Below are 13,228 nucleotides of genomic sequence, written 5' to 3' on the forward strand. Positions count from 1 at the left end.
TTAGACGATTATCGAAGCCGCTTCTATGCTGCTTTCCACAAAAGGAGACAAGCATGAGCGAAACCGTCGAACAGCCGGCCCACGGCTCGTCCAACATTCCCGATAGCCGCGGCATCAACTTCTTCTCCAGCGATCCCGACTTCGCGCGCCTGCTGAGGCTCCATCTCGGCGACACGCTCTACGGCGAACTCGAAAGCCAGTTTGTCTCGCTCGGCCAGCGCGCGTCGGACGAACTCGACCTGTGGGCGCTCTCCGCGGACAAAAACCCGCCGACCTTGCGGCATCGCACGCGCCGCGGCGAAGCGCTGCAAAGCATCGACAAGCATCCCGACTACGTCGCGCTCGAACGCGTCGCCTATGCGGAACTGGGCCTCGCGTCGATGAGCCACGCCGCCCGCGACGGCGAAACAACGCCGCCGCCGCTCGTCAAATACGCGCTGACCTTCCTGTTCGTGCAGGCCGAATTCGGTCTGTGCTGCCCGGTCAGCATGACCGATTCGCTGACGCGTACGCTGCGCAAGTTCGGCGCGCCGGAACTGGTCGCGCGTTTCCTGCCGATGCTCGCATCGCGCGATTTCGACACGCTGTACCAGGGCGCGATGTTCATGACCGAGCAGGCGGCGGGTTCCGACGTCGCGCGCATCGCGACGCGCGCAGTGCTCGAAAGCGCCGCGAACGGCGAAGAACAGTGGCGCCTGTACGGCGACAAATGGTTCTGCTCGAACGCCGACGCCGATCTCGCGATGGTGCTCGCGCGGCCCGACGGCGCGCCGCACGGCATCAACGGCCTGGGCCTGTTCCTGCTGCCGAAGACGCTGCCGGACGGCTCGCGCAACAGCTACCGGATCATCCGTCTGAAGGACAAGCTGGGCAGCCGCTCGATGGCGAGCGGCGAGATCGCGCTGGAAGGCGCGCGCGCGTATCTGATCGGCGAAGTGGGGCGCGGCTTTCATCAGATGGCCGACATGATCAACATGTCGCGGCTGTCGAACGGCGTGCGCGCCGCGGGCCTGATGCGCCGCGCGCTGACCGAGGCGCTGCATATCGCGCGCAATCGCGAGGCGTTCGGCCGCAAGCTGATCGCGATGCCGCTGATGCAGCGCCAGTTGCTGAAGATGATGCTGCCGGCCGAACAGGCGCGCTCGATGTTCATGCGCATCGCGCTGCTGCTGCAGCAAGCCGATGCGGGCGATCGCCACGCCGCGAAGTGCGTGCGCATCCTCACGCCGCTGATCAAGTTCCGCGCATGCCGCGACGCGCGGCGCGTGACCGGCGACGCGATGGAAGTGCGCGGCGGCACCGGCTATATCGAGGAATGGAGCGACGCGCGGCTCGTGCGCGACGCGCACCTCGGCTCGATCTGGGAAGGCACCAGCAACATCGTCGCGCTCGACATCGCGCGGGCCGCGAAGCGCGACGGCGCGCTCGAGCCGCTGCGCGCGTATCTGCAGGATCTGCTCGGCGCGGCCGGTTTGCCGGCCGGCAGTCTCGCGCTGCTGCGCGGGATCGTCACGCGCGCATGCGACGCGCTGGCGGGCGTCGCCGATTCGGGCCGCGACGAATGGGTGCGCCAGGCGGGCTCGGCGCTGTATCACGCGAGCACCGCGGTACTGATGGCCTGCGAAGGCGCGCGCCTCGGACCCGATTATCGGCGTCTGGCGCTCGCGCACCTCGTGGTGCGGCACAAGCTGTTGCCATCCGATCCGCTCGACCCGCGCGGCCCGGACGACGAAGCCGACGTGATCGACGCGCTCGTCAACGACCGCCCGGTCACGCTCGAACAGGCGCTGCGGTTGCTGCCGGCCGGGAGCATGCAATGAGCGCCGCCACGAATTACGCGACTCAGCGCCAGCACGGCTGCCACGGCGCGCTGCAAGGCATCCGGGTAGTCGACCTGAGCCGCGTGCTCGGCGGCCCGTACTGCACGCAGGCGCTCGCCGATCACGGCGCCCAGGTGGTCAAGCTCGAACCGCCCGACGGCGACGAAACGCGTGGCTGGGGGCCGCCGTTCCACGGCGACACCGCGTGGTATTTCGCGGGCGTGAACCGCAACAAGCAGGGCATCGCGGTCGACCTGTCGCGCGACGAGGGTCGCGCGATCCTGTGGAAGCTGCTCGAAGACGCCGACGTGCTGGTTGAAAACTTCAAGCCCGGCACGCTGAAGCGCTGGGGGATGGACTACGAAGGCGTGCTGCGCGAGCGCTTTCCGAAGCTGATCCATTGCGCGGTGTCGGGCTTCGGCCCCGACGGTCCGCTCGGCGGTTTGCCCGGCTACGACGCCGCGATCCAGGCGATGACCGGCCTGATGAGCGTGAACGGCGAACGTGATGGTCCGGCGACACGCGTTGGCCTGCCGGTCGTCGATATGGTCACCGGCCTCAATGCGCTTGCCGGCATCCTGCTCGCGCTCGCCGAGCGCGCGAAGAGCGGGCGCGGCCAGTCGATCGATATTGCGCTGTACGACTGCGGCGTGTCGCTGCTGCATCCGCATCTGCCGAACTATTTCGGCTCGGGCCGCACGCCGCGGCGCACCGGCAACGCGCATCCGAACATCACGCCGTACGACAGCTACCGCACCGCGACCGCGCCGATCTTTCTCGCGGTCGGCAACGACCGGCAGTTCGCGAAGCTGTGCGCGCATCTCGGCGCGCCCGAACTCGCCGACGATCCGCGTTTCGCCGACAACCGCAGCCGCTGCGGACATCGCGAGCCGCTGAAGGCGGCGCTCGAAAGCCTGCTCGCGCAACACGACTGCGAGCCGCTTGCGCAGGAGCTGATCCGGCGCGGCGTGCCGTGCGGGCCGGTGCAAACCGTCGACGTGGTTGCGAAGCATCCGCATACGCTGCATCGCCGGATGGTGATCGAGCTGGGCGAGTACCGCGGCACCGCGTCGCCGATCAAGCTGTCGCGCACGCCGGCCACCTATCGCAGCGCGCCGCCGACGCTCGGCGCCGACACGCGCGACGTGCTCGACGCGCTCGGTATCGATGCGGATACGCAGCAGCGTCTGTTCGAAGCGGGGGTGTTGAAGTCGGCCACGCGAGGCGACACGACGCCGCTCGAAGCCGAAGCCGAAGCGGACGCGGACGCGCTCAAGACCTGACGCGTCGCGGCAGCCGGCGAGGCGGTTTTCCGGCGACGGCACGCAGAAGCCGCGCCATCCAGAAGCAGGACCCGGCAATCCTCTTGCGCGGGTCGACACAGGAGACATCGACATGCATCGCGAGTCAGACGACCACGCCGCTCCGCGGCAACACTCGGCGCAACCCACGCGCGCGGCCGCCGCCGCGTTTGTCGGCACCACGATCGAGTGGTACGACTTTTACATCTACGCGACCGCGTCCGCGCTGATCTTCGGCAAGCTGTTCTTCCCGGGCAGCGATCCGTTCTTCGCGACGCTCGCGTCGTTCGGCACGTTCGCGGTCGGCTTCTTCGCGCGGCCGTTCGGCGGCCTCGTGTTCGGCCACCTGGGCGACCGCATCGGCCGCAAGAAAGCGCTGGTGGCGACGCTCGCCATCATGGGCGTGGGCACGGTCGGCATCGGTTTTCTGCCGACTTATGCGAGCGCGGGCGTGATGGCGCCGGTTCTGCTCGTGCTGCTGCGCGTCGCGCAGGGCATCGCGATCGGCGGCGAGTGGGGCGGCGCGGTGCTGATGGCGAGCGAGCACGCGCCGCGCAACCAGCGCACGTTCTTCGCGTCGTTCGCGCAGCTCGGCAGCCCGGCGGGCCTGATCCTGTCGCTGCTCGCGTTTCGCGCGGTCGCGTCGATGGACAAGGATGCGTTTCTCGAATGGGGCTGGCGTCTGCCGTTTCTCGCGAGCGCGGTGCTGCTGCTGGTCGGTCTGCTGATTCGCGCGGGCGTCGGCGAATCGCCGGAATTCAGCGAGCTGAAGGAAAAGCGCCGCGTGGCGACGCTGCCGGTCGCCGAAGTGCTGCGCGACGCGTGGTGCACCGTGCTGCTGTGCCTCGGCGCGAACGTGATCGGCGTGGCCGGTGCGTGGTTCGTCAACACGTTCATGCTCAATTACACGACGCAGACACTCGGCCTCGACCGTTCGCTGATTCTCGATTGCCTGTTCATCGTCGCGTTCATCCAGTTGTTCACGCAGCTCGGCTCGGGCTGGTTCGCGCAGCGCATCGGCACCGGACGCTTCCTGAAGGGCGCGGCGGCGCTGGCGATGCTGTCGCCGTATCCGATGTTCGCGCTGGTGTCGACCGGGCGGCCGGTGGCGATCGTCGTCGGTATCGCGCTCGCGGTGATGTGCATGTCGAGCTCGTATGCGGTGATGGCGGGCTTCATGTCGACCGCGTTTCCGGTGCGCACCCGTTATTCGGCGATTTCGCTGTCGTATCAGGTGTGCGCGGCGCTGGCGGGTGGTTTGACGCCGCTGATCGGCACCTTGCTCGCGCATCGGTATCCGGGCGCGTGGTGGCCGCTGGCCGTGTTCTATACGTGCCTCGCCGGCGTGTCGCTGGTGTGTATCGGCACGCTCGAGCGCCGCAAGCGCGGCATGGCGACGGGAGTGGCGGAGGCCGCTTGAGGCCGGGCGGGTGGCGGGAGTGAACTGAGTTGCCCGGACCACCCGAACGGGCAGGTTGCAAAAGCGGCGGGGCGGCTCGGGCTGTCCGCGCCGCTTTTGTCGTTCGGCTTCTGTCGTTATGGGGTTAAGGAATGTTTTTTTCGTGGTTAACCCCACGACATTCCCGCGTCACATAATGTCATCCTCAAGCGCGCGGCAAGCCGCCCGTCATCGGGGCGGAAGGACAGGAAGACGGGGGATCTCATCATGAATCGGTTTCGTTCGCTGGGTGTGGCGACCGGCGCGGCGCAGTTCGCCAGCGCCGACATCCTTGGCCGGATCAGCGTGGCCTCGCGCCGGCCCGGCGCGGCGTGCCCCTTCGATCTGATTCTCGAGCCGCGCGCGTGGCAGGGGCCGGCCATGCCCGAGGCCACCGACCCGCGCTTCAAGATCCATGTGTTCGACACGATTCGCGCGTTCGAAAAACGCGGTGTCGATGCGATCGTGCTGCCGTGCTTTCTGAGCCATACCTTCATCGACGAACTCGCGGCGAATGTCGCCGTGCCGGTCGCCAACATCATGACCGCGCTGTCCGCGCACGTGCGGCGCGCGTATCCGTCGGCGCGGCGCATCGGCGTGCTGACGTCGGCGGCGATTCGCGCGAACGGTCTGTTCGAACGCTACTTCGGGAGCGGCCCGTTCGACGTCTGCTATCCGCGCAACGACACGGGCTTCGACTGCGTGACGAGCGCCGTCTATGGCGAAGAGGGCATCCGGAGCGGCCGCCTCTACGGTCGGCCGGTCGAGCTGCTGCGCGCGGCGTGCGCGGACCTGGTCGCGCAGGGCGTCGACGTGATCGTGCCGGGGCTCGCGGAAATCGGCCTCGTGCTGCGCGCGCTCGGACGCGTCGGGGTGCCTCTCGTCGACGCGAACCAGGTCTACGCGCGCTACGTCGCGGCGGCACGGTACGTGCAGCCGGAACGGCAGTTCCGGCTGGGCGTGGTCGGCGGCATCGGGCCGGCCGCCACCGTCGATTTCATGGACAAGCTCGTGCGCAACACGCCGGCCGCGCGCGATCAGGACCATATCAAGGTGATCGTCGAGCAGAACCCGCAGATTCCGGACCGCACCGAGGCGCTGCTCGGCAAGGGCGACGACCCGACACTCGCGCTCTACGCCGCGTGCAGAACGCTCGAGGACAGCGGCGCGGATCTGATCGCGATTCCGTGCAATACCGCGCATGCGTTCGTCGAGCGGATCCAGCCGGCGCTGCGCGTGCCGATCGTCAATATGCTGACCTGTACCGCCGATTATCTGCGCGAGAGCTTTCCGGGGCTGCGCGAAGTGGGCGTGCTGGCGACTTCGGGCACGCTCGCGAGCCGGGTCTACGAGAAGGCGCTCGAGGCGTGTGGCCTCGCGCAGATCGCGCCGTCCGCGCCCGCGCAGGCGCGTCTGATGAACGCGATCTACGGACCGCGGGGCGCGAAGGCGGGTTTCACGTCGGGCGAATGCTGCGACGACCTTGCGGCGGCGGTCGACGATCTCGTCGCGCGGGGCGTGCAGGTGATCGTGCTCGCGTGTACCGAGCTGCCGCTGTTGCTGCGCGATGCCGTGATTGCGTGCCCGGGCGGGCGTGTGCTGCGGGTCGTCGATCCGACCGAGGTGCTGGCGAGGCGCTGCGTCGCGTATGCGCTTGGCGATCGCGGCGCGCGGGAAGCGGCGGTGGAGTGCGCGGCGGCGCCGGCGGCGGGGCGTTCGCGCGTGGAGAGCGCGCTCGGCTAGGTTGCTTCGCGGGGGATTCCGCTTTCTCGTAGTCGTCGTCGCGTCCCGTGAGGTTTCAGGGTCGCCGTCCCGCGTGCAACTCCCGTCTTCCGCTCACCCTTCTATCCCTCAAGTCCCCAAAGCACGCCTGCGCGCGTCATGGAAAACTGTATAAACATACAGTATAGTATCCCGTTGCAACCAGGCTTGCGGCGCATCGCATGGCTTTCACGCCGGCTCCGCGCGAAGCCGCGAGGAAGCGCCGGCGAGGCGCCGTCCCGGCTGCACCAAACTTGCGCGGTCGCGAGCCGGCCGTGAGAGGTGGCCCACTCCTTCAGACGGTCGGAAAAATTGTCCTCCAACGACGTAACCCCTGACTCCATCCCTGGCGCAACCGCCGGCCAAGCCCCCGGCAAAACCAAAGGCACGATCCGCATTCGCGGCGCGCGCCAGCACAACCTGAAGAACGTCGACCTCGACGTCCATACCGGCGAAATGACGGTCGTCACCGGGCCGTCCGGCTCGGGCAAGTCGAGCCTCGTGTTCGACACGCTGTACGCGGAAGGGCAGCGCCGCTACGTCGAAACCTTCAGCGCCTACGCCCGCCAGTTCCTCGACCGCATGGACCGGCCGCAGGTCGACCGCGTGGACGGTGTGCCGCCCGCCATCGCGATCGACCAGACCAACCCGGTGCGCAGCTCGCGCTCCACGGTCGGCACGATGACCGAGCTCAACGATCACCTGAAGCTGCTGTACGCGCGCGCGGCCGAGCTGTTCGACCGCAAGACCGCGCAGCCGGTGCGTCACGACACGCCGGAGACGATCTACGCGGAACTGCTCGAGCGCACCGCGCAGGACGAGCCGCGGCTCGTCGTCACGTTCCCGGTCGAGTTGCCCGAGTCGGCGTCCGAGCAGGAGGTCGAGCAGTGGCTGTCGGCGAGCGGCTACACGCGGGTGCAGGCGCAGCGCGAAGTCGATTCGCCGACCGGCAAGCGCAAGCTGCTCGACGTCGTGGCCGACCGCTTCCGGCTGCGCTCGGTCGACAAGCCGCGCGTGATCGAGGCGATCGAGGCGTCGCTCAAGCGCGGCGGCGGCCGCGTGAACATTTACGTGCTGCCGGCCGCGTCGGACGAATCGCAAGGGCCGACCGCCGAGCCGCGGATCTGGCGCTTCTCCACCGGTCTGCACAGCCCCGAAAGCGATCTGCGTTACGCGGACCCGCAGCCGGCGCTGTTCTCGTTCAACTCCGCCTATGGCGCGTGCGACGTCTGCCGCGGGTTCGGCCGCGTGATCGGCGTCGATCTGGGGCTGGTGATTCCCGACGCGCGCAAGACGCTGCGTGAAGGCGCGGTCAAGCCGATGCAGACGCCGGCCTGGAAGGAGTGTCAGGACGATCTGATGCGCTACGCGGCGAAAGCCGACATCCGCCGCGACACGCCGTGGGGCGAACTGAGCGACGCCGAGCGCCACTGGGTCATCAACGGTTCGCCGGACTGGAACGGCAAGTGGCAGACGCATTGGTACGGGGTCAAGCGCTTCTTCGAATATCTCGAATCGAAGGCGTACAAGATGCATATCCGCGTGCTGCTGTCGAAGTACCGCAGCTATACGCCGTGCGAAACCTGCGGCGGCGCGCGCCTGAAAACCGAATCGCTGCTGTGGCGCCTCGGCAGCCACGCGAACGCGAACGACGTGCTGGCGCCCGCGCAACGCTTCATGCCGCGCGGCGTCGAGTGGTCGCGCGCGCAGCTCGAAGCATTGCCGGGTCTGACCGTGCACGACCTGATGCTGATGCCGATCGAGCGCATCCGCCATTTCTTCGACGACATCACGCTGCCGGGCACGTTGCTCGACGACGCGCTGAAACTGCTGCTCGCCGAGGTGCGCACGCGCCTCAAGTATCTGTGCGACGTCGGCCTCGGCTATCTGACGCTCGACCGGCAAAGCCGCACGCTGTCGGGCGGCGAGGTGCAGCGCATCAACCTGACCACCGCGCTCGGCACGTCGCTGACCAAGACGCTGTTCGTGCTCGACGAGCCGAGCATCGGCCTGCATCCGCGCGACCTGAACCGCATCGTCGAAGCCATGCACCGGCTGCGCGACGCGGGCAATACGCTGGTGGTGGTCGAGCACGATCCGTCGGTGATGCTGGCGGCCGACCGTTTGATCGACATGGGGCCGGGACCGGGCGAGCGCGGCGGCTCGATCATTTTCGACGGCGCGCCCGAGGCGATCCGTTCGTCCGGTACGCTGACCGGCGAATATCTCGGCGGTCGGCGCCACGTCGCGGATGCCGCGCACTGGTCGCGCCGTCCGGTCGATGCGAACACGCCGCGCATCGTGCTCGAGGGCGTGAGCGAGCACAATCTGCGCGACGTCACGGTAGAAATTCCATTGCAGCGGCTCGTCTGCGTGACGGGCGTGTCGGGCTCCGGCAAATCGACGCTGCTGCAGGACGTGCTGTATCCGGCGATGGCGCGCCACTTCGGCCTCGCCACCGAGTCGCCGGGGGCGTTCCGCAGCCTCACCGGCGCCGACCAGGTCACCGACGTCGTGTTCGTCGATCAGTCGCCGATCGGCAAGACCGCGCGTTCGAATCCGGCCAGCTACGTCGGCGCGTTCGACGAGATCCGCAAGCTGTTCGCGAAAGCGCCGCTCGCGCAGCAGCGCGGCTACGGCCCCGGCATGTTCAGCTTCAACTCCGGCGACGGCCGCTGCCCGACCTGCGGCGGCTCGGGCTTCGAACACATCGAAATGCAGTTCCTCTCCGACGTGTATCTGCGCTGCCCCGATTGCGACGGCCGCCGTTATCGCGCGGAACTGCTCGAAGTGAAGATCGAGCGTGGCGAACCCGCGCGCGCGCTTTCCATCGCCGACGTGCTCGAATTGACCGTCAGCGAGGCCGCTTCATACTTTGCGAACGACGCCGAGGTATTGCGCGTGCTGCAGCCGATCATCGACGTCGGGCTCGAGTATGTGAAGCTCGGCCAGCCGGTGCCGACGCTGTCGGGTGGCGAAGCGCAGCGGCTCAAGCTCGCGGGTTTTCTCGCGGAATCGGCGCAGGCGCGCGGTACGCGCGGCGCGAAGCAGAACAGCGTCCCGAAGCGTCTGTTCATGTTCGACGAGCCGACCACGGGTCTGCATTTCGACGACATCGCGAAGCTGATGCAGGCGTTCGGCAAACTGCTCGCGAGCGGTCATTCGCTGATCGTGATCGAACACAATCTCGACGTGATCCGCGCGGCCGACTGGCTGATCGACCTCGGTCCCGAAGGCGGCGACGGCGGCGGCCTGGTGCTGTGCGCGGGCACGCCGGATGACGTCAAGGCATGCGCCGGCTCGCATACCGGCGAGGCGCTGCTGCAATACGACCGCGCGATGGACGCGATGAGCGGCGCCGCCGCGGCCAGCGGCGTCGAGGAACCCGCGTCGCAAGGCATCCCGCTGCAGAAGGCGCTGAGCGCGGCGCGCGCGCGCCGCGCGGTCGAGGGCGAAGACGTGGTGCGCATCGTCAACGCGCGCGAGCACAACCTGAAGGCGCTGGACGTCGACATTCCGCACGGCAGGTTCAACGTGATCACCGGCGTGTCGGGCTCGGGCAAATCGACGCTCGCATTCGACATCCTGTTTCACGAAGGGCAGCGGCGTTATCTCGAATCGCTGAACGCGTATGCGCGCTCGATCGTGCAGCCGGCGGGACGCCCCGAGGTCGACGCGGTGTACGGCATTCCGCCGACCGTCGCGATCGAGCAGCGGCTCTCGCGCGGCGGCCGCAAGAGTACCGTCGCGACCACCTCCGAGGTGTGGCACTTCCTGCGTCTGCTGTACGTGAAGCTCGGTTTGCAGCATTGCGTTCACGACGGCACGCCGGTCACGTCGCAAAGCGTCGAATCGATCGCGGCGCAGTTGCTGCGCGATCACAAGGGCCAGCATGTCGGCTTCCTCGCGCCGCTCGTCGTGAACCGCAAGGGCGTCTATACGGATCTCGCGAAATGGGCGAAGGCGCGCGGCAATACGCATCTGCGCGTCGATGGCGAGTTCGTGCCGGTCGCCCCGTGGCCAAAGCTCGACCGTTTCCGTGAACACACGATCGAACTGCCGGTGGCGGACCTCGTCGTGTCGCCGGATCACGAGGCCGAATTGCGCGCGGCGCTCGATCAGGCGCTCGACATCGGCAAGGGCGTCATGCATCTGCTCGCGCCGCTCGACGGCCTGCACGATGCGATCAACGGCGGCCGCTCCACCGCGAAGCTCGGCGAAGTGAAGGTGCTGTCCACGAAGCGCGCGTGCCCGGTATGCGGCACCAGCTATCCCGAACTCGACCCGCGCATGTTCTCGTACAACAGCAAGCACGGTTGGTGCACGAGCTGCGTCGGGACGGGGCTGTTGCTCACGCGCGAACAGCGCGCCGCGTACGACGACACGATCGTCGTCGACGACGATCGCGGCCGCGAACAGAGTTTGCCTTCGGAGGAGCAGGAGCCGGAAGGGCTGGCCGACGAACCGTGTCCGGATTGCGCGGGCACCCGGCTGAATCCGGTCGCGCGCGCGGTCACGTTCGATTCCCACGCGATCGTCGACGTCGCGCAATGGACCGTGTCCGACACGCGCGCGTGGATCGACACGCTCGCAATGACCGGCCGCGACGCCGAAATCGCGCGCGACGTGGTCAGCGAAATCGGCAGCCGCCTGCAGTTCCTCGAAGAGGTCGGGCTCGGCTATCTGAGTCTGGATCGCGCGGCGCCGAGCCTGTCGGGCGGCGAAGCGCAGCGCATCCGGCTCGCCGCGCAGCTCGGCAGCAATCTGCAAGGCGTCTGCTATGTGCTCGACGAGCCGACCATCGGTCTGCATCCGCGCGACAACCAGATTTTGCTGAGCGCGTTGCGCAAGCTCGGCGAGAAGGGCAATACGCTGGTCGTCGTCGAACACGACGAGGACACGATCCGGCGCGCCGATCACATCATCGACATCGGGCCGGGCGCGGGCAAGCGCGGCGGCTCGCTGGTCGCGCAGGGCAGTGTCGCCGATCTGTCCGCGCAGCCCGATTCGCTGACCGGGCGCTTCCTCGCGCAGCCGATCGTGCATCCGCTGCAGCCGCGCCGCGCAGTGGTCGCGCCGGGCAAGCGCGCGGCCGCGGTGCCGGAGAACTGGCTGACCGTGCATGGCGGCAAGCTGCACAATCTGCGCAACGTGACGGTCGGCATTCCGCTGGCGCGGCTCGTTGCGGTGACGGGCGTCAGCGGCTCGGGCAAGTCGACGCTCGCGCGCGACGTGCTGATGACCAATCTGCTCGATGCGGTCGGGCGCTCGGTGCTGTCGTCGCCGGCCACGCGGCGCGCGCGCGCCGCGGCCGCGGAAAAGCCGGCCGCGAACCGCCGTTCGAGCGTGCTCGCGCGTTCGGCGCCGCGCGCGCCGCTGAACGTCACGCATGTCTGGCAAGGCTGCGATTCGATCACCGGCTGGGAAAGCATCGACCGTGTGCTCGAAGTCGACCAGACGCCGATCGGCAAGACGCCGCGTTCGTGTCCCGCCACCTACATCGGCGTGTGGGACGCGATCCGCAAGCTGTTCGCGGGCACGCTCGAGGCACGCGCGCGCGGCTACACGGCGTCGCGCTTCTCGTTCAACACCGGCGAGGGCCGTTGCCCCGCGTGCGAGGGCCAGGGCGTGCGCACGATCGGCATGAGCTTCCTGCCCGACGTGAAGGTGCCGTGCGACGTCTGTCATGGGCAGCGCTTCAATCCGGAGACGCTGGCGGTCACGTGGCGCGGCAAGAACATCGGCGACGTGCTGACGATGGAAATCGACGAAGCAGTCGAGTTCTTCGCGCCGATCACGAACATCGCGCATCCGTTGCAACTGATGAAGGACGTCGGGCTCGGCTATCTGACGCTCGGCCAGCCGTCGCCGACGCTGTCGGGAGGCGAGGCGCAGCGCATCAAGCTCGTCACCGAACTGAGCAAGGTGCGCGACGACCTCACGCGGCGCGGCCAGAAATCGCCGCATACGCTGTACGTGCTCGACGAACCGACGGTCGGCCTGCATATGGCGGATGTCGCGAAGCTGATTCGCGTGCTGCATCGTCTCGTCGATGGCGGCCATAGCGTCGTCGTCATCGAGCACGATCTCGACGTGATTGCCGAGGCGGACTGGATCATCGACCTCGGTCCGGAGGGCGGCGTGGGCGGCGGCGCGATCGTCGCGGCGACGGATCCCGAGGGGCTGTCGCGGGTCGCCGCGAGTCATACGGGCGCGGCGTTGAGGCCGGTGCTCGCGCGCACTCAAAATATCGCGATGCTGGCCGGCGAGGGGACGAACGGCTGACGAGCGTCCTTCGGCGAGTGAGCGATTCGGGTTAAACGGTGCGGCAGGACCGCGCCGTTTTGCGTTTGCGGGGGGCTCCGGCCCACCCCCACTTGTATCAACATCTGCCGGTTTTGCTGCGCTGCACTCCGCTCAATGACAGGGCCGTCCCGCCCGCTTAATTCATACGAATTAAATCGGGGTTGTTTCAATATAGAAACATTTTTAGACGCGCGATAAAACCGCATTGAAATATTAATTTCCGACGATCCCGATATGTGTCGAAAGGATCTATTGCCCGAGCCGGTAAATTCCCGCTTTGCGAATAAAATTCCGGATTGAAGGGCATTATCAGTGTGTTTTATCGTTCATATCTGAAACATTTTTTGAAGCGGCGGGAAGAGGCTGATGTGCGTGAATCAGAAAACTTCGCATTATCGGAAATTCCGGGCGAATGCCTGTGAGAGGCTTCTGTAAAGGCTCTGGGCTAAACTATCGAAAGCGTCTTCAACTGACGTCGCGCCAGTCCGCCAGGCCCGGCGGCGACGTCATATCAAACTCGCAATAACGCTTTTCTTCATACATTGGCGTTCGTGATGAAATCCGTTTTTCAAATTTACTATAGCGGGCCATTCCGCTAACAT

General features: G+C 67.3%; 5 protein-coding genes. All 5 read left to right on the forward strand.

Features of this window, described 5'->3' with window-relative positions; all coding sequences use genetic code 11:
* The first annotated feature begins 53 nt into the window (after positions 1-53).
* The 5 genes from QM685_RS31770 (at position 54) to uvrA (ending at position 12,605) form a co-directional block, all read left to right on the forward strand.
* Positions 54-1,820 (forward strand): acyl-CoA dehydrogenase family protein, encoded by a 1,767-nt coding sequence (locus QM685_RS31770; protein WP_415122964.1) that lies wholly within the window; start codon positions 54-56, stop codon positions 1,818-1,820.
* Positions 1,817-3,103 carry a CaiB/BaiF CoA transferase family protein gene (locus QM685_RS31775; protein WP_415122966.1) on the forward strand — a complete coding sequence of 429 codons (1,287 nt, stop codon included), beginning with the start codon at positions 1,817-1,819 and terminating at the stop codon, positions 3,101-3,103. Before QM685_RS31770 ends, QM685_RS31775 begins: the two co-directional genes overlap by 4 nt.
* A gap of 112 nt (positions 3,104-3,215) precedes the next feature.
* Positions 3,216-4,541, forward strand: coding sequence for an MFS transporter (locus QM685_RS31780; RefSeq protein ID WP_415122968.1), 1,326 nt, complete (start codon positions 3,216-3,218; stop codon positions 4,539-4,541).
* A 246-nt stretch (positions 4,542-4,787) separates the two neighbouring features.
* The gene (locus QM685_RS31785; RefSeq protein WP_415122970.1) at positions 4,788-6,302 is read left to right on the forward strand and encodes an amino acid racemase; all 1,515 of its coding nucleotides are present in this window, start codon (positions 4,788-4,790) and stop codon (positions 6,300-6,302) included.
* A 330-nt stretch (positions 6,303-6,632) separates the two neighbouring features.
* Complete coding sequence (gene uvrA / locus QM685_RS31790) at positions 6,633-12,605, forward strand: excinuclease ABC subunit UvrA (RefSeq protein ID WP_415122972.1); 5,973 nt, start codon at positions 6,633-6,635, stop codon at positions 12,603-12,605.
* Positions 12,606-13,228: the final 623 nt, after the last annotated feature.

This window comes from Paraburkholderia sp. (genome assembly GCF_047605525.1).
GTDB lineage: Bacteria > Pseudomonadota > Gammaproteobacteria > Burkholderiales > Burkholderiaceae > Paraburkholderia.

Excerpts from the sequence above, each read along its gene's own strand:
- QM685_RS31770 (WP_415122964.1), top strand. The coding sequence starts at position 54 with ATGAGCGAAACCGTCGAACAGCCGGCCCACGGCTCGTCCAACATTCCC.
- QM685_RS31775 (WP_415122966.1), top strand. The coding sequence starts at position 1,817 with ATGAGCGCCGCCACGAATTACGCGACTCAGCGCCAGCACGGCTGCCAC.
- QM685_RS31780 (WP_415122968.1), top strand. The coding sequence starts at position 3,216 with ATGCATCGCGAGTCAGACGACCACGCCGCTCCGCGGCAACACTCGGCG.
- QM685_RS31785 (WP_415122970.1), top strand. The coding sequence starts at position 4,788 with ATGAATCGGTTTCGTTCGCTGGGTGTGGCGACCGGCGCGGCGCAGTTC.